Source organism: Spirosoma sp. KCTC 42546 (assembly GCF_006965485.1).
Lineage (GTDB): Bacteria > Bacteroidota > Bacteroidia > Cytophagales > Spirosomataceae > Spirosoma.
In genome coordinates this window covers 7929029-7949603 of sequence record NZ_CP041360.1, presented here as the reverse complement: position 1 = coordinate 7949603, position 20575 = coordinate 7929029, and the positions used below count along the sequence as shown (strand labels likewise).

Genomic DNA, 20575 nt, shown 5'->3' with positions numbered 1-20575 from the left:
CTGCGGACTAACTTACAGTAGTCGAAAACTCATTCGATGGTATTTCGTGGGGCCGAATTGCCGGATGGCTTTCCGATGAATGGGTGTTGGATAGCCGACATTCTGCGCCCAGCCATAGGCCGGAAATTCCTGTCCGAGTTGTGCCATCAGGTCATCCCGATAGGTTTTAGCCAATACCGATGCGGCTGCAATGGACAAGTAATGAGCGTCACCTTTGATGATGCAGGTATGCGGAATCATGGGGTACGGCACAAACCGATTTCCATCCACTAGCAGATGTTCTGGCCTGATTATTAACGCATCTACCGCCCGGTGCATGGCCAGAAAGCTGGCTTTCAGAATATTGATCTGATCAATATCCGTGTGCGATACTTCGGCAACGGCCCAGGCCAGTGCATCCCGCTCGATGTCTTTTTTCAGGCTCTCACGCTGGCGGTGCGACAACTGTTTCGAATCGTTTAGAATGGGATGCGTGTAGTTTTTGGGCAAAATAACCGCTGCCGCTACCACCGGCCCAGCCAGACAACCGCGGCCCACTTCGTCTAAACCGGCTTCAATAGCCTCGGCGTTGTAATAGGAACGTAACATATATTTTGTGGTTACTGTTTTTGGTATTCGGTATTCGGTTTACGGTAGGCTGATACATGAGTTATTTATGCGTTAGCCTACCGTATACCGAATACCATAAGCCGTAAACAGTTTCAATCCTCCAGCACATTACCAAAAATCGTGTTCTTTAACAGCATCGCACACAGGAGGAATGTAATGCCCCAGTACAGATAAATGCGATAAAAATCCTGTACGTCCTCATAAATCCGAACCCGTATCGGCGACTTTTCCAGGCGGTTAATCTGGGCAAATACGGATTGTAATCGGCGCGTGTCCGTAGCCCGGAAGAAGCTCCCGTTGCCAATGGTGGCAATCGTTTTTAGAATGCCTTCATCCACTGTAACGGCCTGAGACGTGGACGAAACCGGACGGCCAACAGCAATTGTATAGAGTTTAATATTAAACGCTTTAGCCAGCTTGGCAGCGGTAATCGGGTCAAGATTACCGGCGGTATTATCGCCATCGCTCAATAGAATAATTAGCTTGCTCCGTTCCGGTTTCCATGGATTTGTTTCAGTCTGGGCCGTATCTATTGGTGAGGGCAACCGCTCCCGCATTCGATTGATACACCGAGCCAAGGCATCGCCAATGGCCGTACCGGAGGTACGAATCATTTGGCTATTTAATTCACTTAGGTACTGTTTCAGTAATCCATAGTCCGTTGTGAGGGGGCAAAGCGAGAAAGCCTCGCCTGCAAAAACCACTAAGCCGATCCGGTCATTTTTGCGACTATTCACAAATAGCTGGGCCACCCGACGGGCAGCCGCTAACCGATTGGGTGGCAAATCGGTTTCAGTCATCGACTCCGATACATCCATCGCCAGCATAATATCAATACCTTCCGATTGTTCATCACGCAATTCCCGCACAATTTGCGGACGAGCCAAAGCTGCTAACAGAAACCCTGTTCCTATAAATACACTTACAGGTACTAAATAGCGAAGTAAACCAAGCCACGACCGGCGCGTTTGAAGGCGACCCACACCAGAACGAAGCTGCCCAAGAGAGATATTAAGTCGTTGCTGCGCCTTTCTATTCAGATAATAACGCACTAAAAACAAAACCGGAACGGCCGGGATCAATGATAAAGCCAACGGGTATACGATATGAAACTGCTGCCATTGCGCCGGATTTAACCAGTGAAGTGAATACCAGGGTTCCATTTAGGTCAGGAGATAGAAGGAGTTTCGGCCGACTGGCTTATCGTTGAGGAATCCGGGTTTTCCGGCACTTGCATTCTGGCGCGGCTACGGTGGTATGCATTTGTGGCCACTTCGCCCAATAATCTTAAAGCAGGCAAGGAGTCGGGAGAATATGCACCACCATAAATCATCAAATCGGCTTCACGTAATGCATTCGTGATGCGTTCATCGTCTATTCGCGCAGCCAATTCTGGAGTAGTCAGGGACGTATACGGCTGTTTATCAAGCTGCTCTAAATAGAGTTTCCACATAATAACGGCCTGGTTTGCAATTTCGGCAGCCGTATATGAATTAATCGTTCGGGTCAGTCGATTATAGTCGTTCAAGAAAGTAAGATGGCGCCTTTTTAGCTGATATAATCGCCATTGTCGCCGGATAGCGCGACCAAATAATCCATACATGGCAAAAGAAACAAGGGCGATTGATACAAGTCCTAATGCCAGTGCTAAATAATTAAACTGTTGTTGAAGCGTAGCCAGATTCGTATTTGTAGCTAGTTTCGACTTCACTGATCCCGATGAATCCAGCATAGCCTGCGATAGTTTGGATCGCAGAAATACCGTATCGGTCTGTGTCCATTGAGCTGTGCAGTCTGCCTCGTTAATAACCCGAATGGGTACACGTACTAACTGTATAGGATCCGTTTCAAACGAAACCAGTGTATATACAGCACTATCACGGCTAATTGCCTCAAATCCAACACCGGTGGTTTGCGTAGCAAAAACGGCAACGCTCTTTACCCGATACGGCGCGAAATGCCGGGCGGTATCCGGGAAAAGAACATCAATTATTGGCGAATGTCGATAGGTCAACGCATACTGAAATGGGCGCCCTATTTCGATACTATCCGTCAGAAAATGACCCTGTAACGAAAGTTGCCGCGATGGAGATGGCTGCAAGATAGACTGTTGTTTGGGCGGTTGTTTTACGGTAGGTCGTACCGGTTCATTCGCCCAAACTGACTGGGACAATACCAATAGGAAAAGTATAGGTCGTATGGCGTACGTCACAACTGCGTTACTTTCTCACTCTAAATAATTCAACAAGTTTTGGCACAAAGTCCTCCTGCGAATCGAGCGCGAGGTAGTTGGCGTTATATTGTTTACAAAGTCGTTCCAGTCGAACCTGGTTCTGGCGAAACGTATCGTGCAATCCGTTTCGAAACGATAGGGACGACGTATTAACCCATACCGTGCGCCCCGACTCGGTATCATGAACAGGAATAATACCTAACCGGGGAAGATTGACCTCTCGCTGATCGTATAAATGAATAACAACTAAGTCATGCTTTTTAGCCAACGCCTTGAGGTTATGTTCATAGTTCAGGTCAATAAAATCGGAGAGCAGAATCACCACACTCCGACGCTTCAACGCATTGAGCGTAAATAACAACGCATCGGCAATGCTCGTCCGACCCGACTCTGGCTGTAGTTTATACAGGCTCATAATCAGTTGATAACCTGTTTTCATCCCATTAGCGGGTTTTATGTACCGCTCCTTCTGATCCGAAAAACAGTACATACCTACATGGCTGGCCTCGCGGATGGCCGACAGTGCCAGTACTCCACACACTTCTTTTGTAGCCGCCAATTTATCGCGGTAACGCGGACCAACCTGCTGCGATGCGCTGACATCGACAACGAAAAAAACCGTCTGATCCTTCTCCTCGCGAAATACTTTTACAAACGTACCATGTCCTTTAGATGACACGTTCCAGTCAATAGCGCGCACGTCATCTCCGTACTGATACGTGCGCAAGTCACTGAACTCTAGTCCAGTACCTTTAAAAATAGAGCGAAAACTTCCGCGCATCTGCGAGTTAACCGCCTTGCGGATACGAATATCGAAATTACGAAGCCTGGCCAAGAACTCGTCCATACGAAACAGGCGTTATACTATTTTAACAACCAATACCGAACTTTGCCAATAGGGAATAGCTTACAAAGCTATTCATTTAAACGTATGCATCGAAACCGATTTTGTGCTTACCTCTGGAGTGTGCTGCTGGGTGGGTGGCTGGTTGTGGCCTGCACCGCTCCAGAAGATGAAAAACCAGATGGGCTGATTGCAACAGATAAAATGGCGGATATTCTGACCGAAGTCCATATGACTGAAGCCCGTATAAGTCGCCTGGGGTTAGCCTCAATTGACTCATCGAATATTGCGTATAAACATCTGGAAGCCAACATCTTCAAGAAATTTGGGGTGGATACCGCTACCTATCGGACGAGTTATATTTTCTATTCTTCTCACCCACAGGATATGGAGTTGATTTATAAGCGGGTTACAGATAATTTACAGAAGAAGATTAGCGCGAAAAATGCAAAACAGCCCAAAGGCTAATGACGGTCGGAATTATTGGGGCAGGTATTTCTGGATTGACACTGGCATATGAACTGCAGCAACTCGGTATAGCGTATCATCTCTGGGAAGCCGATAGCCAACCAGGGGGCTATATTCAGTCGCGATGGGAATCATCTAAAACACCAGCGGGTATTATCAATGGACCTTATTTGTGCGAATTGGGACCTAACTCACTATTGGGTGACGCCAACCTTTTACATTGGATAGATACGCTGGGACTCACTCCTGAACTATCGTTGAGCAAACCCATTAGCAAAGCCCGCTATATTTTTCGCGACGGTATGTACAAGAAACTACCTTCTGACCCACCTTCGCTTTTCTTCGGGAACTTCTTTAGCTGGAAAGCTAAGTTGGCCATTTTCCGCGAACGCACGAATAAAACGATACATCCAGATGGCGAAACATTGTCCATTTTTTTTCGACGTCGTTTCTGTCAGGAGATCATTGATTATGCACTAGGTCCATTTGTTGCGGGCATTTACGCTGGCGACCCGGAGCAACTGCTTGTTTCTGAAACGTTTCCAATACTCCTTCAATATGAAAAAGAATACGGTTCAGTAGTACGTGGCCTAATACAGAACCAATTAGGCATGGGTCGGCGACAATCGTTTAGCTTTCGGAATGGTATGCAAACCCTACCTAATACGCTGGCGGCTACGCTAATAAATCTTTCGCTTAACAACCCTGTTAATCACATTCGGAAACTCGCAAACGGTTGGCAGGTAACAGCCAAAAGTGGCACCCAAACCGTTGATAAATTAGTGCTGGCAGTTGGTACAAACACGGCCGCGCAGTTGATAGATTTTCATTACAAGAAATTGGCTAATGCACTTCGTTCTGTTACCTATCCACCTATGACTGTCGTCCATTCAGCCTATAAACGCACGCACGTGGAGCATCCGCTCAATGGCTTTGGGGCATTAAACCCAAAGATTGAAAATCAGTATTCGGCGGGTCATATCTGGAGTAGTTCTATATTTGACGGTCGTTGCCCCACCGATGAAGTTCTGGTTACAACGCTAGTAGGTGGACAAACGGGTGTTAGCAACGCCCGTCATACCGACAGCGTACTGTCAGAAAATGTACATCGGGAGCTAGCCACCAACTTCGGTATTAAGGCAATTGAACCCGTTTTTCAACGTATTCAACGCTGGGAGCGATCAATTCCTCAATACAATGCAACTATTCTGTCTATTAAAAGCCCTATTAGAGAAATAGAAGTTGATCAGTTATTTGTGTGTGCCAACTGGTACGGAGGAGTGTCTTTGTCTGACTGTATTCAGAAAGCGCAGAAGTTGGCCCGACAATTGACTAATGCTTAGAAGATTAACAATTTTTAATGAATATCTTGTACAAAAACAGCTCGTTTTGGTGTTGTACTGATAACCCCCAACTTACTAACCTACTCGTACCGTGAAAGAGCGCCTGGTCGTTATTCCAACATATAATGAAATCGAGAACATCGAAGCAATTATTCGGAAGGTGTTTAGCCTGCCGGAGCCATTCGATGTACTCATTGTGGACGATGGGTCACCTGACGGTACCGCTCAGCGTGTTCGCGATTTACAGGAAGAATTCCCGGCTACAGGCCCTTCTGTACGGGGTTCACTACCCAGGTTACATTTGCTCGAACGGCGGGGTAAGTTAGGATTAGGCACTGCCTATATCGATGGGTTTAAGTGGGCCTTATCCAGAGGATATCAGTATCTATTCGAAATGGATGCCGATTTTTCGCACAACCCCGACGATCTGATCAAACTGTACCGTGCCTGTGCTACTGAAGGCCCTGAGCGGGCTGATGTGGCGGTTGGTTCCCGCTATATCCGTGGTGTCAACGTAGTAAACTGGCCAATGGGGCGGGTATTGATGTCGTACTTTGCGGGTGTCTATGTGCGGTTTATTACAGGTATGTCCATCATGGACCCAACAGCAGGGTTCGTCTGTTACCGGGCCGAAGTACTGGAAGTGATTTTGCATAATCCCATTAAATTCGTGGGCTACGCGTTCCAGATCGAAATGAAATTTACCTGCTGGAAATATGGCTTCCGAATTCAGGAAGTCCCCATCATTTTCACCGACCGCACGCGGGGCGTCTCTAAAATGTCATCCAAGATTTTCAAAGAAGCGGTCTTTGGCGTGCTACAGATGAAAATCAGCAGCTTCTTCCGGCACTATATTCCCCGCCGGGAAGCTGCAAAGAAAGTGGAGGAGCCGATTGGAGTGTAAACCAGGATCAATTAGCTACTCGTTTGTTTAATCAGTAACCACTAGACGTTGAGGAAACGTTATAGTATTCAGGCCAACTGTGTAGGTGCCTGGAAGTAACACACGCTCAATAGGTGAACCCAGTGAAAAAACGAGCTGATTAGGGGCATTGCCAATACAGCTATTTAAGCAAGTCGCGTCCGCACTAACGCGTGTCACATTCCCCGTAACCACATTCGTAAACAGGAGCATATCTACATGCGGATTGCTGTATAAGTTTTCGACTGGTAGCCGTAGATCCAACCGTTTTGTCTTACGCGAAAACGTGAATTGATCCGTTGTATTCTGGGCCTTTAAGGGGCCAGTAGCAACCACTACTAATTCATAAACAGCAGTTGTTTTCTGATTACCTACTCGTAAAATTACTTTTTTAGATTCGGTAGTGGTACTGGGGTTACAGGCACAGAAAGCAGACAAGTCTATGGTATTATCAGCCATGACCCCATCCAGTAGTTTTGTTCCCTCGGTCAACTCAAAAACAGGTTGCAATCCTCCGTTTACAACGGCTGGTAACTGGACCGTGATCCGGGCGTTGGGAGCATCGAAACGGACATTTTGTGTCGGTATCCCGACGAATGAAATAGCCTTAATAGCCGGCCTGTCGTTCGTCAGGTCATCTTGTTGCTGGCAGGCCAGAATAAGAGCCCCCAGACTAGTCAGTAGCAGCGTCGTTATTATTTTCATACTAATCAGGGATTGGACGTAAGAAGACAGACTATATGGTAACTTATAGGTCAATTTTAGAGGCACTTTACTTGTCATTGATACACTACAGCCAGATAGCCATTACTCTCTCCAGCCTTCCGGTTTAAACGGTGTTTGATTGTCGCTTAGCAGGCAGGGGGCAAGAGGAGGCCGGTCGGCATTGGGCCATAAGCGAACCTTGGCTTTATCCCGATCCTTCACATAAGGCGGTGACGGTTCTGGGTTAGGCTGGCGCGAATTGAGGGCGTAGAACAACTGATCTGCCCCTTTTCCATAAGCGCCTTTTGGCCGGAGTGTATCCACGGGGCTGGTTGCCCCATAGGAAAGGCCCTGGGTATCTTTCCGATCCAGCCAATAATGCACCTGCGAAACAGCGGAAGCCGAGAAATACCCGACAATCGTAGCCTGAGGATGATCTACCTGACGAACATTCCCCGCCAAAGCAGTAGGTGGCGTATCGGACAAGCCACCCGTATGCTGAGTCTGCTCCTCAAACAGCTTAAAATAGCGGTATGCATCGGGGGTTAGCGAGAGTTGGCGAACATCGACCAAAGCGGGTTGCGTATCATAAAAAGGAACCTGAGCAACCCGTTGCTGGCTAATCAGTCCACCATTGATAAATTTATCGTCCAACACCACAATATCATAGCCGTAAATGATTTGCCAGCAGGCTGTTCGGCACCCGTAATCATACGTCCAGTCTTCTGCAGGCACCTCGGGCGCTTCTTCGCCAGCCTTGCCGGGACGAGGGCTAAAACAGTCTTCGAAGGGCTCGGTGCCTGTCACGAAGTAGTCTCTGTCTTTGTAGACCCCGGGCAGCACCTTGTAGATGGCATAAACGCCCTGTCTGCATGTATGGCACCAGTATTGGCGTTCCCAAAGCTTCCATTCCCACCGGTAATAATTGTGTTGATTTGCCGGGTCCTGACTGTCAATAAACAGGTCGTGGGCCGCCTGATACCCTTTTAGCTGTTGAACAGGTAAACTGGTTGGGTTAAATCGGGCGCTTAGCTTATCAATTGGAGAAACCGCAGCCATCAGCTGTTGGGTAGATACATACCGATTTCCATCCTGAAGCGTAAAGCGGAGTTGATAAGCATGGCCCACCTGCCCTTTAAAATCGCTGGGTAGCTGGTAACTGCCATCTATTGTCTCGTGACAGGCAATTACGGCTGCAGAATCTACCACGACCTCCACCGTTGCTTTCGTTAATGGCACCGTACTAAATTGGCCCGTCAGTCGATCGGCATAGGCACGCTTGAGTTTAATAAGCTGGGGTTCGGCCAGGTTGGTAATTGTTCCTTCTACAACTAAGATATCATTTGTACCATACAAAAGAATATCCGCTGGGTCAATACAAGCCGATGGCAGAACGAATGTAGTTGCATAAACCAGTAAACGGATAAGGATTGTGCGCATGAGTGCGGTTTGGATAGATCATGAACGTATGAGCAATCTATAAAACCACTTTACAAGCTTATTCTACTTTTAGTAGAAACAAGGAGCGTTTTAATACGTACTAGTTAGCTTACCTGTGCAACCAATGCACATGCTAAGCTAGAGTTCATGAGTACCTTAGCATGGATTTGGACGTATTTTTCCTATACTATTTCGGCTAAAAATCGCTCGTAAACTTCTTGCGTTGCATCAATCTCAATCCGCTTATGTGGGTTAGTAAACCCAGCCACAATTGTTACTCTGGACTTGGCAATACCAACCCGTTTGGCCAAAAATTCAATTAGATAGACGTTAGCTTTCCCGTCCTGCGCGGGCGCTTTGATCTTGGCGGTAAGCAAACCGGCAGCATCGTAGAACAATTGATCTACTTTGCTGCCAGGTTTCACTTTTACATGAAGCGTCATGAATCAGACGTTGATGGTATAGCTCAGCTTGATCTCATCGCCTGTCATGCCCCGGAAGCCCCAATTATGTGCGGGGCTTTCCAGTATGCAGATTTCAAGGTCTGTAAGCGCCAGACCAAGCTGATCGCAAATACGCTCGTAAAGCAAATGAATCAACTTCTTTTTGGTCTCCACCGTACGCCCTTCAATCATCATAAACTCCAGAATAACATAACGTTCTGAAGCCGTGGCGGGCCTGAAAAAATCCTCGTTGTCCAGATAGAAAAATCGGTGCGCCCGCTTGTTGACGGGAAACTGAAGAGCTTCTACCACACAGGAGTGAATTACATCGGAAAGCTGATTTCGAATGGGTAGCAGATGCTCTCGAACACCATAGATTTTAACCTGACTCATAGTTCTATGAGTTGAGCTGGCTCGCCAGCACGGCAATGCCTTCCTCGAATGTGTGCGGGTCATAGCCAAGTACGGTACGAGCTTTGTCTAAAACAAAACCCGTACGGGGAGGCCGCCGAGCCACCTGTGTAAATGTCGATGCATCGGCCTGGGTAATCAGCGACTTGTCGAGGTTAAAATAATCGGCGGTTTTAATGGCCATCTCGTAGGGAGTAAGCACTTCTTTCCCCGAGATATTAAAGATTCCTTCAGCTTCCTGATCGGCAATGAGATAACACCCCATCGCCAAATCTTCGGCCAGGGTTGGACTGCGCCACTGATCGGTTACAACTTTAATTGTTTTACCCTCTTCCAGGGATTTCTTCACCCACAAAATAATATTGCTACGGCTCATGTCATGAGCAATGCCATATACGAGCACAGTGCGGGCAATGGCCCAGCGTACCGGAGCGCCGGACCGATCCGCATGCTTCACAACCGACTCACCAGCCTGCTTACTCCAGCCATAAAAGCTAATTGGATTCGCTTCAGCGGTTTCTGCATAAGGGCCATCCGCACCATCGAAAATGAAGTCGGTCGATACATGAACCAGGAACGCGTTTACCTTACGGCAGGCTTCAACGATATACTCAACAGCATGTACGTTCTGTGCCCAACAAGCATCTTTCTGAATTTCGCACTTATCCACATCGGTCATAGCCGCTCCGTGGATAACTACATCGGGCTGAGCTTCCGAAATCACATCCAGTACCTGTTGCCGGTCGGTGATGTCCATTGACCGATAGGTATATCCTTCCGAAAACGGTAGCCGGTTATCGCCCCGGGCCGTGGCAATTAAGTCAACGTCCGGTTGCTTCGTCAGCAGATCAACTAATTTCTGGCCCAGCAACCCGTTGGCACCGGTAATAAGAATTTTTTTCATAAATAGGAGTGAGGAGTGAGGAACGAGAAGTGAGGAGCACTAACGTGAGAAGATGATTTCACGCAGCAATTTCTCACTTCTCGGTCCTTGCTACTACATACGGATAATGATACTGCTTTGTAATTTTCTTTTTCTTTATCCACTCGCCAGTCATCGTCATACGAATACTCTGATTCGGGCGATCCATTTCATTACGAGGCTGTTTGGCAATACTGTCTACGATGGCCAGGCCATCAACCACTTCGCCGAAAACGGTGTAGTTCCCATCTAAATGTGGAGCGCCACCAAGCGTTTTATAAACTTGTTTCTGCTCATCAGTGGGCATATGCCCTTTCATGGTTTGAATACGCTCCAGCTGCTTTTGCAAACCTGCATCGTCCCAAACGCGCCCCTGTACGATATAAAACTGACAACCGCTTGATGCTTTTGCTGGATTACCATCGCGGGCAGCGGCTAGTGCACCTTTTTTATGAAAGAGCGATGGCACAAATTCTGCCGGGATCGTATAGCCCACATCGCCATTCCCAAGTGGCTGATCTGCCTGGGCTTTTCGAGAATTTGGATCGCCCCCCTGAATCATAAATAGGGGAATGATCCGGTGAAACAGCAGACTGTCGTAAAACTTCTGATTAACAAGCTTGATGAAGTTTTCTTTATGTTGTGGGGTTTGGTCATACAGCACAAGCCGCATGGTGCCATAGGTTGTATTGAGCGAAACAAGGTAATCTTTCTTCTTCCGATTTTGGGCCATCGAAAGAGTGGGGATCAAGAACAGCAGGAATAGAATTTTGCGCATAGTGAAACTATAATGAATACCCTTAAAGAACAACCCGATTCTGAAACGCATCTTTTAGGCGTTGATCGTGGGTAACAACAATCAGGCTGGCTCCGATTTGCTCCGACTGTTCACGCAGGAGTTGCACTACCCGACTGGTATTTTCATCGTCGAGACTGGACGTTGGTTCGTCGGCCAGAATCACATCAGGCTGATTCATAACGGCGCGTGCTATACTAACTCGCTGCTGTTCACCCTGGCTGAGTTGGTTGGTTTTCTTGTTAAGTTGCTCTACAAATCCCAACTGGCTGGCCAATTCGCGGGCGCGGTTTTTATCCTGCGGCTTATTGGCTAAGTAATTTGCCATCAGTAGGTTATCCATCACTGATAACGCACTGACAAAGTGAGGCTTCTGATAAACAATACCCAGGTGTTTAGCCCGAAACGCAGCTGTATCGGCCACGCTGAGTTTTGTCAGGTCGGTTTTATCAATAACAACAGAGCCACTCTTCGGTTTCAGCAACAGAGCCAGTAAATGCAGGAAGGTAGTTTTGCCAGTACCAGACCTTCCTAAAATCAGAAGGGCTTCGCGATTAGCGCATTGGACATCCGGAAACGTAAACTGTTTCGCGGGGCCGTATTCAAACGTGAGTTGGTTCGTTGCCAGCATCAGATTCAGGCGAGTATCCACAAAAATAGGCAAAAGTTGTAATTTTGACTCTGTTCTGTGGTGTCGGGTTCTCAAACCCGACACAATAGCTGACGCGAAATGTCGGGTTTGAGAACCATTATTGTCCGAAATGTTTTTTCAAGGCATCGTCCAGTAAGGTTGGCTCCCCGTGGCATGCTACAATAAGTGTTTTGACCAGATCAGCTTCGAGTTCATAGACAAACAGCAATTTGTTGATCTTGAACCCAGGCCGATCATTAAACCGACCATATAACCCAATCAACATAGCGCCAATGAGCATCACATACGCCATGATTTTGATCCCGTTAAAGGATCGGGACAGAAAATGAGAAAAATTCATCTGCTGCTTGATGAACCGAAAGAATTTCTCGATCTGCCAACGCTGTCGATAAATCTGACTCACCTCCAATGCGCTGAGCGAATCGGGCAGGTTGGTCAAAAACAGCAAAGATTGCTCAGGTTTGTCTTGTAGGTGAGCACTAATCAGGCGAAATGAGTCCGTAAGGAGTCGATTCGAACTCGTATAGAGCTTGATCAACGACTCCTTCTCTAAGACAAGTGTGTCGGTCGAGCTATCTATACGCTGCTCAGCCAGAAGCTGGTAACGACTGTTGGCTTTGATGCGGGTAACAAAAAAACGTTTCTCCTCAGGGGGCTTATTGAACTGCTCAAAGGTGAGTCGATTTTGCAGCCCAGCGTCAAAAACGGCTACATCTTTGGCCGAGAAAGCCAGCGATTCAATGGTTTCTTTGAGGGGTGTTTCATCGCTGGCATGGGTTTGTTGATCATAAAATCGAATCGTTTCGGGCTTTAAGCCATCATAGCCGATACTAAATTTGATATGCTTATAACGATGGGTTTCATCGTTGGCTTTACGGCCCAGTTGAATACCCAGGCCCAAGAGTTTGGCTGAACAAGCCACTAGGGTTGAATCAACCAGATGGAGTTGATAGCCCTGGACGGTGGGTGTGGGCCAGTGCTGGTTGACCAACTTGAGAACTTGCTTAAAAATAGCCTTCAGGTAGCCACAATCGAGTTGAGCCAGCCGGTCGGCTAAGGAGTTTCGTTTGGTGGTAAAGTGAGCATCCACGCCGATTAAGTGGCGAATGCCCACTTTTTCCAGCAGGGCCATAAGTACATTCAGACTCAACTCATTGGTGGTCAGAACGCCATAGAGCAATAACTTAAAAACCAGGGCTCCGCGGAGTTTTTTGACGTGTTTATCGACTTGATAGTCTAGGGCTAATGTTTCCAGCACCTCATCCGGCAAATAGCCTAACAGCGTTTTTACGGGTAATTTGGCGGTGTTCATTGGTTTTTAGACTTAAAACAAATCGACAAGAAAAAACATTTCGGACAATACTGGTTTGAGAACCCGACACCACATTAATGATCAAACACTCCTTGAAACGCATTGCTCTGTTTGCTTCCGGCTCCGGCTCAAACGCCGAAAAAATTGCTGAGTATTTCACAAGTAACCCTGAGGTTGAGATTTCGCTGATTGTCTCAAACAACCCGAAGGCGGGTGTGATCGAGCGAGCCAGGCGGCTACATATTCCGGTTTTACTTTTCGACCGAACAACGTTTTACGATACAAACCGTATCACCCAACTCCTTATCGATCAACGAATTGATTTGATTGTATTAGCCGGGTTTATGTGGCTCATGCCGGGTGGACTGGTACAGGCGTTTCCGAATAAAATTATTAACATTCACCCGGCTTTATTACCTAAATTTGGAGGGAAGGGAATGTACGGGCACTTCGTTCATGAAGCCGTTGTGGCGGCCAACGAGACGGAATCTGGTATAACCATTCACTACGTGAACGAGCATTACGACGAAGGTCAGATTATTTTCCAGGCGCATTGCCCGGTTACCCCTACTGATACACCAGATGACGTAGCCCGGAAAGTTCAGGTGCTTGAGCATGAACATTACCCGAGAGTAGTAAGCGAAGTACTACTGATGAATAATGAATGATTATACAAAACAAATAATCATGGGAAGGCTTTTGGTCATACTTAGTATGCTGGGTGTAACGGGTTGCTTTCAACCCCTTGTTTACCTGCAACATAAAACGCATTATCCGGTTGATGTATTTTATGACACACAGCGCCCCGAACGCCCATTTGCGCCCTTGCAGGATCTGGAAGTAAAAGGCGAAGTTCCGCTGACCCAACGGCAGTCGGGAAACCAACGCATGCTTAGTCGGGGAAATGATATGCAGCAGAAAGAATTGATGCTGGCCCGCCTGACCATGCAGGCCAAGAAACTCGGTGCTGATGCCCTGGTGTCGGTTAAGTACACCTACTACACCTCCACCACCGATAATGGGTATGTAATGACGGGTTTAGCCGTCAAGTATAAAAAAGAAATAGAAACGATCGCCAATTAAAAATGCCCGCCAAACGCTAGGTTTGGCGGGCATTTTTAATTTATCGCAGCCTGGTCATTTAACTTCCTCGTAATCAACATAATCTCCCCCCTTAAAGTGGGTATTCGTTTCTTTTCCAGGGCGGTTTTCCACCCGTATCTCGCCTTCACGACGACCTCCCCGACTAGCCGCCTGTTGTTTCTGCTGCTTCACTAATTGTCGGCCAACCAACAGGTAAAAGACAAATCGACGTACTGGTGGTACAAACAGAATAATGAGGGTGATGATAAACAAATATTTAAACAACATAGCAGCGTATCGTTAATAGTCAATAAACGTTGACTTTCGACGTTTAGTTTTCTCTTTTGTCAGACGGCTTTTATCCGGGTTGATCGGAAAGCCAGTTTATCTATAAAAGCACCTTCTGAAAAACTCTACTAATACCCATACAACGCTTTTGCAGCCGCTTCGTATTTATCTCCCGCCGACCACTGCGGACGGGTTGCCCGGTCTGCAATCAGGCGGGCAGCATAGGCATAAGCCTGGCAAAAATGTTGAACGTAGTTAAAGTCCAGCGATTCGGGATTGTCGATGGCCTGATGATAGTATTTCCCAATGGCTGCATCGAACGCTTTAAACCCGGCCGAAAAAGTTGGAGCCGGTACGCCCTTTGCTGCAAAATGAACGTTGTCCGAACGATCAAATAGCCCTTGCTCAGGTGCGGGTTCGGCAAACACACCCAGGCCGAATGCTTTGGCAGCTGTTTCGATTTCAGATTTAGCCCCTGTCCGTTCCAACCCTATAACTGATACAACCGTCGTATCGTTGTAGCCAGCACCATCCGAGTTAAGATCAAACACGGTTTGTTTCAAGGGGACCAGTGGGTGTTCTGTATAATACCGGCTCCCAAGCGTACCTACTTCTTCACCCGTAAGGGCAAGTACCAGTACCGACCGTTTGGGGCGTTGCTGCATCAGGACTTTAGCTGATTCCAGCAAGGCAACTACACCAATGGCATTATCGCGCGCTCCGTTGAAAATACTGTCGCTCGGCTGATACGCACTGCCACCTTGTTTGCCAACGCCAACATGATCGAAGTGAGCCGATAAGACCAGATATTCATCCTTTAACTTCGGGTCCGTACCCTCAATAATTCCGGCCACATTTGCCGAGGCAATCGCAATTCGTTGCCGTCCCGACGTATGTAGTGTGATGGTTGGATTGGCTTCTTTCAGTTGTTTGTACTGATTATTCGTATTGTTCACCCACAAATGAGCTACTGGTGCTTTCGTGTCGGAGTTAGCAGCCACCGTCAATTGCTCACGGGTGAAATACTGATTCACGAGGCCCCAGGGAACGGATTCACTATAGAGTTCAAGCAGGGCAGCCGCTCCTTTTTCGGTAGCCAGTTTGCGTTTTTCTGCGGATGCCCGAAAAATTTCGCCGGGGCTCTTTGCTTCGGGCGAGCCTCCCTGCGCTACCAGAATCCGGCCTTTCACATCGCGGCCTTTGTAGCCATCTTCTCCATCCGTCAGGCCGTACCCAACGTACAGAACTTCGCCCGAAATATCGGTTGGGTTACCCGCCATCAGCACGAGTTCTTTTCCGAGCCGAAGGGTGTCTTTCCCGATAACCAACGTAGCTGAGGTAGCGGCTTTCGATTTTTCGAAGTTAATGCGCTGGAAATAATCAGACTGAGTGCCCGTCGTTACGGCAGGCTTAAGGCCGAGTTGGCGAAATTGCTCGGCAATGTAGCGGGCGGCCGTCCAGTTGCCCGGCTCGCCTGTCCGCCGACCCTGCAACTCATCTGAGGCCAGGAAACGGGTATGCGCTTCAACCTCAGCACGAGAAATAGTATATTCGGGCAGTCTGGGCGTATTGATTTCTTTTTTAGTAGCAGCTTTGGCGGGCCGGGTTTGAGCCTGTATGGATGTAGTTGCCAGAACGATTGAGGCTGCTACCAGTAATGTAGACGAAGTTTGCATGGTGATTGGGGTTCTGTTTGTAAAAGTACGAAAAACCCGGCGGCTCGCCCACCATCCGGCCATTTGGTCGAATTTCAGTACTTTTGTGGTACCCCTCATGGGTAAGGTTTAGTTCATTATGTCTCCTCATTCGCTAACTGACCATTCTTCTTCTGAAAAAACGTATCTGCTGCTTGCCTGTGGCCTATTGGCACTTTACGTTTTCCCCTATATCTGGCTTGGCGAAGGCGCGCACCTGACGATTCATGATAACTTAGACAGCGATTTTCTATATCTCTACTTACTAAAGACGACCAAAACCGCTTTCGATTTCGACTTAAAAACCGTCATTCCGAACATGATGAGTGGTGGGCCCTTCACCGGTATTCCACGCTCAGCCTTTCGGACCGGCTTGAACCTTGAAGTGCTCTCATTTTGGCTGTTGCCTCCTTATGCAGCCCAAGTTGTCAACTTCTCGGCTGTACACGGCATTGGGTTTGTGGGTATGTATCTACTGCTCAAAAAGCATGTTTTGCCCGAATCCAACTGGGCGTTCACTCGCGTAGCTCTGGCGTTTCTGTTCGCACTGGTACCTTGTTACATCGTTCATGGCGCATCGGTAACGGGGCAACCATTGTTGCTGTTTGCGTTTATCAACTTATTACGAAAACGGTCATACTGGTGGTGCGGCATTCCGACGAACTGGCTCATTATTATACTCTTTCCATTCTATTCCTTTTTCGTTTGGGCAGGCTTGTTCATCTGCATCGCGCTGGGCGTAATTGGTTTCTGGGAGATGCTTCGTCTTCGGCAACTCAATTTGGTTTATATCAATGGCTTACTCCTGCTCGCGGCCCTATATATAGCCAGCGAATGGGAATTGATTTACGGATTTATTAATCAGACATATATCTCGCAGCGCACGGAGTTCGATTATAGCCAATTGCGCTCCATGAAGCTCGCCGACAGTCTGCGCCGGAGTATTGATCTGTTCGTTTGGCCGATGTTCAACACGGGTGCGTTTTTTACGGCTGGCATTTTGATTGTTGCTGCCTTGAGTGCCTGGCGAGCTTACCGACGACAGGATTTTCGGGCAGTCCACTGGCTCATTGGCTTACCAACTCTGGCGCTCGTCATTTGCCTGATTCACGGACTTTATCATTACCTCGTCGTTTGGCTAGGCGACAGTTCGTTGGGATTGAAATTCCGGGTCTTTCAGTTCGACCGGTTCTATTTCCTGCTTCCGACGCTCTGGTTTTTTCTATTCGCGCTGGCGTTGCGGCAGTTTCGTGCCAATGATCATTGGAATCGACTGTTTCTGGCCGTGCAACTGACCTTACTAATTTTTGCCAATAAAGAGTGGCGAATCAATATTGGCAAAATGGCAGGCACTATTACCGAGGCTAGACAGCCATCGTTCCGCGCATTTTTTGCCGAAAAACAGTTTGCACAAATCCGCGATTACATTGGCCGACCACAAGCCGAGTACCGGGTCATTTGTCTGGGTATGCATCCATCCGTTGCCCAGTTCAATGGTTTCTACACGCTGGATAGCTATCAAAATAATTACCCGCTTCCTTACAAATACGCGTTCCGAAAAATCATTGCGACCGAGCTGGCCAAAGGTACCCGTCAAATGCGGGTTTATTATGATGCCTACGCTTGTCGGGTCTATCTCTACACGGCGGAGTTGGGGATGAATTACCTGTTTGGGAAAACCCAAAATCAAGCCGTCGATCATCTTCAAATTAATACCGACGCGCTGGTGGCACTAAATGGCCAATATGTTATATCTGCCGTACCCATCCATAACGCAACCGAAAATCGGCTACATCTGGAAAAAGTGTTTGACGAATCAGAAAGCTATTGGCGGGTCTGGCTTTATAGGGTGCAGTAGTGGAGTAGGTGGAGTGAGTGTAGTAAGTGGCTCAATTACGTACTCATTACACCCACTTCACTCATTACACCTACTCCACTAACTAGCCCCGTTTATAATGCTGTCGGGCGAAGCGCATGAATGTGTCGGCCAGACCCTCGCTAACACCCTGTAATTGAATCGAGTACAAATCTCGCTGGATTGTAAGATTCTGCACATCGAGCACTTTTAGCGTACCCGCCTGAAGTTCGTGCTGTACGGCAAATACGGATACAAATGCCATACAACGTGAGCTTCCCAGATACGATTTAATACTTTCGGTACTGCCCAACTGCATTTCAATGGTCAGGTCCGTTAATCGAATGCCAACACCTCGAAGTGCGTGTTCAATCACTTCCAGCGAACCAGAGCCCCGTTCCCGCAAAACAATAGGAACTGCGCGTAGTTCATCGAGTGTAATCTCGTCGCGGTCGGCCAGGGGATGGTCGGCACGGCAGATGAGTACGAGTTCGTCTTTTACGAAGGAGGTGTATCGAATATCGCTGTGATGCGTTCGGCCTTCAACCAGTCCTAAATCAATATCGCTGTTGAGAAGTGCCTGCTCAATTTGTTCGGTATTGCCGCTCAGGAGCGATATAGCCACATCGGCAGATTGCTCATGAAACCGAGCCAATACTGGCGGAATCACGTATTGAGCCACAGTTGTACTGGCCCCAACCCGAAGTGCCCCTGCCGGTTTTCCCTTCAGCGCATTCATATCAAATTCCAGTTGACGATAGGTCGCCATAATGGTTTCGGCATGACTGAGCAGCAAATTACCGGCGGCAGTCAGGCTGATCTGATTCCCGCGCCGGTCGAAGAGGGCCGTACCGAACCGGTGTTCAAGTTCCTGAATGTGCTTCGTGATAGCCGGTTGTGTTACATACAATTCGGCAGCAGCTTTGGTAAAGCTAAGGCGCTTGGCAACGGTGTAGAACACATTCAGACGAAAATCGAGCATGGAGTAAAGTTACGGACGAATAATGGCCCAGCCTTCCTGTTGGCGGATGATGAGTTCACCGTTGGCGGTGGGTACGTAGCTCACGAAGGGGTACATCTCATCGCGACTAAGCTTCCGCATCTTCATGGTGTTTTCGCACATGGCCAGAATAACACCTTGTTTCTGAAGGCTCTGAAGTTCTTTCTCGAAATAAGCTTTCCCTTTTTGGTAGGCGACAAATGCACCGCTATACACGACCAATTCAATGTCAAGTTTGCCTTTCAACCGTGGGTCGTTCAGCGAGTTCTGAATATTGGCCAGCGCATGCCGAATAACGGCTGTATCACCGGTATTAAGTTGATAAACGGCATGGTATCGTTCTTTGGTGGGTTGTGCGCCATGAAACGAACCCGTCTCACTTGTTTGCGCTATAGCTGGTACTACTGCGGCCAGGAAAGCCAGAACGAACAGGTAGGTGAATTTCTTCATGTTTTTAGTTTTTGATTTTGAGTAAAGTTACTTCGCTTTTCGCGCATCGGCAATTGGCTGATACGGCCCGAATTTGTGTTGTTGCTCACTAAACGAATCGGCGTAGGGACCAAAGGGAAAATCAACGGGTTTGCTGGCAATCTTGGGCCAGTCGCTGCTTTGATCTTTATGCGGACGCGGCATGGAATTGACAAAAGCCGCCAGATCCCATGCTTCCTCATCGCTCAGTTGCGGGCTGGCGTAGGTCGCTCCAAACGGCATGTTGTTTTTTACGTAGCCCGCAAAGCCCGATAATCTGAATAACCCAGCCCCATCGTTGTAACTATTCGGCCCCCACATGGGCGGATACGTATATTCTTTGGTACCAGCTACCTTCATGCCCTCACCGTTCACGCCGTGGCAAACCTGGCATTTAGCCATATACACCATACGGCCTTTTGTAGAGTCGGCTGCACGATCCAGATAGGCTAATTTGACAAGGCCTACGCCCTCGGGTCGCTCACCTTTGGGAACGTCGGTGCCCAGCCATTGCATATAGGCTACGATGGCCTTCATCTCGCGACTTGCACTATCGGGAGCTTTACCTGCCAGACTGCGTTCGAAGCAATCGGACACGCGCTTCACAATGGTTTCGACCGCTCCGGAACGTTCCCGAAACTTGGGATAGGTGGAAAATACGCCGGAATAATTGTTGCCGAGCACTTTCGTACCCGCATCGAGGTGGCAATTCTGGCAATTCATGCCATTGGATAATTGCTTCACGGAGCCCTTTGGCCCAAGGTATTTGGCCGTGTGAGCAATTAACTCGCGGCCATAGCGAATTTGCTTGCCAAGCTCACCGGCCGGAATTCGACTGTCGGCGGGTGGGCGCCAGTAGGTTGGCGGTGTTAGTGCGAGTAAGGTAGCTAGGCAGATGAGGCAAGTGAAAGAAATGGCTCGATTAAATTTCACCCCACCCCAACCCCTCCCCTTGAAATAAGGGGAGGGGCTAAAAAATGGGCGAGATTGCCCCCCTCTCCTGGTTTTAGGCGGTCCGCCGTTGCGGGAGGGGTCGGGGGTGAGGTGAACCGCACGAAAGAGGTGATTAAACAGATTTTTTTTCATA

23 protein-coding genes are annotated in these 20575 nt (G+C 48.1%); 6 read left to right on the top strand and 17 right to left on the bottom strand.

Translation table 11 applies throughout. From position 1 onward, the window contains the following. Positions 1–12 precede the first annotated feature (12 nt). The 4 genes from EXU85_RS32325 to EXU85_RS32310 all read right to left on the bottom strand — a co-directional run bounded on the left by EXU85_RS32325 (position 13) and on the right by EXU85_RS32310 (position 3689). Positions 13–588, bottom strand: coding sequence for a ribonuclease HII (locus EXU85_RS32325; RefSeq protein ID WP_142776029.1), 576 nt, complete (start codon positions 586–588; stop codon positions 13–15). A gap of 113 nt (positions 589–701) precedes the next feature. Continuing rightward, the gene (locus EXU85_RS32320; protein WP_142776028.1) at positions 702–1772 is read right to left on the bottom strand and encodes a VWA domain-containing protein; all 1071 of its coding nucleotides are present in this window, start codon (positions 1770–1772) and stop codon (positions 702–704) included. 5 nt (positions 1773–1777) lie between these two features. Next, positions 1778–2710 (bottom strand): hypothetical protein, encoded by a 933-nt coding sequence (locus EXU85_RS32315; protein ID WP_246859340.1) that lies wholly within the window; start codon positions 2708–2710, stop codon positions 1778–1780. A gap of 118 nt (positions 2711–2828) precedes the next feature. Continuing rightward, on the bottom strand, positions 2829–3689 hold the full coding sequence (locus EXU85_RS32310; RefSeq protein WP_142776027.1) for a DUF58 domain-containing protein: 861 nt from the start codon (positions 3687–3689) through the stop codon (positions 2829–2831). 84 nt (positions 3690–3773) lie between these two features. Here EXU85_RS32310 and EXU85_RS32305 point away from each other — a divergent pair, with 84 nt between their 5' ends. The 3 genes from EXU85_RS32305 to EXU85_RS32295 all read left to right on the top strand — a co-directional run bounded on the left by EXU85_RS32305 (position 3774) and on the right by EXU85_RS32295 (position 6401). Continuing rightward, the gene (locus tag EXU85_RS32305; protein ID WP_142776026.1) at positions 3774–4154 is read left to right on the top strand and encodes a DUF4296 domain-containing protein; all 381 of its coding nucleotides are present in this window, start codon (positions 3774–3776) and stop codon (positions 4152–4154) included. Next, positions 4154–5497, top strand: a complete 1344-nt coding sequence (gene hemG / locus EXU85_RS32300; protein WP_142776025.1) for a protoporphyrinogen oxidase — start codon at positions 4154–4156, stop codon at positions 5495–5497. The genes EXU85_RS32305 and hemG overlap by 1 nt, the downstream gene beginning before the upstream one ends. Before the next feature lie 91 nt (positions 5498–5588). Further along, complete coding sequence (locus EXU85_RS32295; RefSeq protein ID WP_142776024.1) at positions 5589–6401, top strand: polyprenol monophosphomannose synthase; 813 nt, start codon at positions 5589–5591, stop codon at positions 6399–6401. 27 nt (positions 6402–6428) lie between these two features. Here the strand turns inward: EXU85_RS32295 and EXU85_RS32290 are convergent, their stop codons facing one another. The 8 genes from EXU85_RS32290 to EXU85_RS32255 all read right to left on the bottom strand — a co-directional run bounded on the left by EXU85_RS32290 (position 6429) and on the right by EXU85_RS32255 (position 13100). Next, positions 6429–7124, bottom strand: a complete 696-nt coding sequence (locus tag EXU85_RS32290; protein ID WP_142776023.1) for a hypothetical protein — start codon at positions 7122–7124, stop codon at positions 6429–6431. Positions 7125–7226: 102 nt separating this feature from the next. Then, positions 7227–8564 carry a DUF4249 domain-containing protein gene (locus EXU85_RS32285; protein WP_142776022.1) on the bottom strand — a complete coding sequence of 446 codons (1338 nt, stop codon included), beginning with the start codon at positions 8562–8564 and terminating at the stop codon, positions 7227–7229. A gap of 182 nt (positions 8565–8746) precedes the next feature. Next, complete coding sequence (locus EXU85_RS32280; protein WP_142776021.1) at positions 8747–9007, bottom strand: DUF167 domain-containing protein; 261 nt, start codon at positions 9005–9007, stop codon at positions 8747–8749. Positions 9008–9010: 3 nt separating this feature from the next. Then, positions 9011–9400: a tautomerase family protein gene (locus tag EXU85_RS32275; RefSeq protein ID WP_142776020.1), complete on the bottom strand. Its 390-nt coding sequence runs from the start codon at positions 9398–9400 to the stop codon at positions 9011–9013. 4 nt (positions 9401–9404) lie between these two features. Then, the gene (locus tag EXU85_RS32270; protein ID WP_142776019.1) at positions 9405–10322 is read right to left on the bottom strand and encodes an NAD(P)-dependent oxidoreductase; all 918 of its coding nucleotides are present in this window, start codon (positions 10320–10322) and stop codon (positions 9405–9407) included. A gap of 73 nt (positions 10323–10395) precedes the next feature. Then, complete coding sequence (locus EXU85_RS32265; RefSeq protein WP_142776018.1) at positions 10396–11118, bottom strand: peptidylprolyl isomerase; 723 nt, start codon at positions 11116–11118, stop codon at positions 10396–10398. A 22-nt stretch (positions 11119–11140) separates the two neighbouring features. After that, positions 11141–11767, bottom strand: coding sequence for an ATP-binding cassette domain-containing protein (locus tag EXU85_RS32260; RefSeq protein ID WP_142776914.1), 627 nt, complete (start codon positions 11765–11767; stop codon positions 11141–11143). Positions 11768–11885: 118 nt separating this feature from the next. Next, positions 11886–13100, bottom strand: coding sequence for an IS4 family transposase (locus EXU85_RS32255; protein ID WP_142773936.1), 1215 nt, complete (start codon positions 13098–13100; stop codon positions 11886–11888). 77 nt (positions 13101–13177) lie between these two features. Here EXU85_RS32255 and purN point away from each other — a divergent pair, with 77 nt between their 5' ends. Together purN and EXU85_RS32245 are read left to right on the top strand one after the other, a co-directional pair. Next, the gene (gene purN, locus EXU85_RS32250) at positions 13178–13768 is read left to right on the top strand and encodes a phosphoribosylglycinamide formyltransferase (protein WP_246859339.1); all 591 of its coding nucleotides are present in this window, start codon (positions 13178–13180) and stop codon (positions 13766–13768) included. Between the two features lie 19 nt (positions 13769–13787). Beyond that, positions 13788–14183, top strand: coding sequence for a YbjQ family protein (locus EXU85_RS32245; protein WP_142776017.1), 396 nt, complete (start codon positions 13788–13790; stop codon positions 14181–14183). 54 nt (positions 14184–14237) lie between these two features. Here the strand turns inward: EXU85_RS32245 and EXU85_RS32240 are convergent, their stop codons facing one another. Together EXU85_RS32240 and EXU85_RS32235 are read right to left on the bottom strand one after the other, a co-directional pair. Further along, the gene (locus EXU85_RS32240) at positions 14238–14471 is read right to left on the bottom strand and encodes a DUF4834 domain-containing protein (RefSeq protein ID WP_142776016.1); all 234 of its coding nucleotides are present in this window, start codon (positions 14469–14471) and stop codon (positions 14238–14240) included. Positions 14472–14599: 128 nt separating this feature from the next. After that, the gene (locus EXU85_RS32235) at positions 14600–16147 is read right to left on the bottom strand and encodes a M28 family peptidase (RefSeq protein ID WP_142776015.1); all 1548 of its coding nucleotides are present in this window, start codon (positions 16145–16147) and stop codon (positions 14600–14602) included. A 118-nt stretch (positions 16148–16265) separates the two neighbouring features. Here EXU85_RS32235 and EXU85_RS32230 point away from each other — a divergent pair, with 118 nt between their 5' ends. Continuing rightward, a complete protein-coding gene (locus EXU85_RS32230; protein WP_246859338.1) occupies positions 16266–18023 on the top strand; it encodes a DUF6044 family protein in 1758 nt (585 codons plus the stop codon). An 82-nt stretch (positions 18024–18105) separates the two neighbouring features. Here the strand turns inward: EXU85_RS32230 and EXU85_RS32225 are convergent, their stop codons facing one another. The 3 genes from EXU85_RS32225 to EXU85_RS32215 are packed head-to-tail and all read right to left on the bottom strand — an operon-like array spanning position 18106 to position 20574. Then, entirely contained in the window at positions 18106–19002 is an 897-nt protein-coding gene (locus EXU85_RS32225; RefSeq protein ID WP_142776014.1) for a LysR family transcriptional regulator, read from the bottom strand. A gap of 9 nt (positions 19003–19011) precedes the next feature. Beyond that, on the bottom strand, positions 19012–19470 hold the full coding sequence (locus EXU85_RS32220; protein ID WP_142776013.1) for a DsrE family protein: 459 nt from the start codon (positions 19468–19470) through the stop codon (positions 19012–19014). Between the two features lie 27 nt (positions 19471–19497). After that, complete coding sequence (locus tag EXU85_RS32215) at positions 19498–20574, bottom strand: c-type cytochrome (RefSeq protein ID WP_246859337.1); 1077 nt, start codon at positions 20572–20574, stop codon at positions 19498–19500. Position 20575: the final 1 nt, after the last annotated feature.

Bases quoted from the DNA above. Each gene is read 5' to 3' on its own strand.
- EXU85_RS32270 (WP_142776019.1), bottom strand. From the start codon at position 10,322: ATGAAAAAAATTCTTATTACCGGTGCCAACGGGTTGCTGGGCCAGAAA.
- EXU85_RS32290 (WP_142776023.1), bottom strand. From the start codon at position 7,124: ATGAAAATAATAACGACGCTGCTACTGACTAGTCTGGGGGCTCTTATT.
- EXU85_RS32305 (WP_142776026.1), top strand. From the start codon at position 3,774: ATGCATCGAAACCGATTTTGTGCTTACCTCTGGAGTGTGCTGCTGGGT.
- EXU85_RS32285 (WP_142776022.1), bottom strand. From the start codon at position 8,564: ATGCGCACAATCCTTATCCGTTTACTGGTTTATGCAACTACATTCGTT.
- purN (WP_246859339.1), top strand. From the start codon at position 13,178: ATGATCAAACACTCCTTGAAACGCATTGCTCTGTTTGCTTCCGGCTCC.
- EXU85_RS32230 (WP_246859338.1), top strand. From the start codon at position 16,266: ATGTCTCCTCATTCGCTAACTGACCATTCTTCTTCTGAAAAAACGTAT.
- EXU85_RS32260 (WP_142776914.1), bottom strand. From the start codon at position 11,767: ATGCTGGCAACGAACCAACTCACGTTTGAATACGGCCCCGCGAAACAG.
- EXU85_RS32325 (WP_142776029.1), bottom strand. From the start codon at position 588: ATGTTACGTTCCTATTACAACGCCGAGGCTATTGAAGCCGGTTTAGAC.
- EXU85_RS32255 (WP_142773936.1), bottom strand. From the start codon at position 13,100: ATGAACACCGCCAAATTACCCGTAAAAACGCTGTTAGGCTATTTGCCG.
- EXU85_RS32220 (WP_142776013.1), bottom strand. From the start codon at position 19,470: ATGAAGAAATTCACCTACCTGTTCGTTCTGGCTTTCCTGGCCGCAGTA.
- EXU85_RS32320 (WP_142776028.1), bottom strand. From the start codon at position 1,772: ATGGAACCCTGGTATTCACTTCACTGGTTAAATCCGGCGCAATGGCAG.
- EXU85_RS32275 (WP_142776020.1), bottom strand. From the start codon at position 9,400: ATGAGTCAGGTTAAAATCTATGGTGTTCGAGAGCATCTGCTACCCATT.
- EXU85_RS32225 (WP_142776014.1), bottom strand. From the start codon at position 19,002: ATGCTCGATTTTCGTCTGAATGTGTTCTACACCGTTGCCAAGCGCCTT.
- EXU85_RS32240 (WP_142776016.1), bottom strand. From the start codon at position 14,471: ATGTTGTTTAAATATTTGTTTATCATCACCCTCATTATTCTGTTTGTA.
- EXU85_RS32280 (WP_142776021.1), bottom strand. From the start codon at position 9,007: ATGACGCTTCATGTAAAAGTGAAACCTGGCAGCAAAGTAGATCAATTG.
- EXU85_RS32310 (WP_142776027.1), bottom strand. From the start codon at position 3,689: ATGGACGAGTTCTTGGCCAGGCTTCGTAATTTCGATATTCGTATCCGC.
- EXU85_RS32245 (WP_142776017.1), top strand. From the start codon at position 13,788: ATGGGAAGGCTTTTGGTCATACTTAGTATGCTGGGTGTAACGGGTTGC.
- hemG (WP_142776025.1), top strand. From the start codon at position 4,154: ATGACGGTCGGAATTATTGGGGCAGGTATTTCTGGATTGACACTGGCA.
- EXU85_RS32215 (WP_246859337.1), bottom strand. From the start codon at position 20,574: ATGAAAAAAAATCTGTTTAATCACCTCTTTCGTGCGGTTCACCTCACC.
- EXU85_RS32235 (WP_142776015.1), bottom strand. From the start codon at position 16,147: ATGCAAACTTCGTCTACATTACTGGTAGCAGCCTCAATCGTTCTGGCA.
- EXU85_RS32265 (WP_142776018.1), bottom strand. From the start codon at position 11,118: ATGCGCAAAATTCTATTCCTGCTGTTCTTGATCCCCACTCTTTCGATG.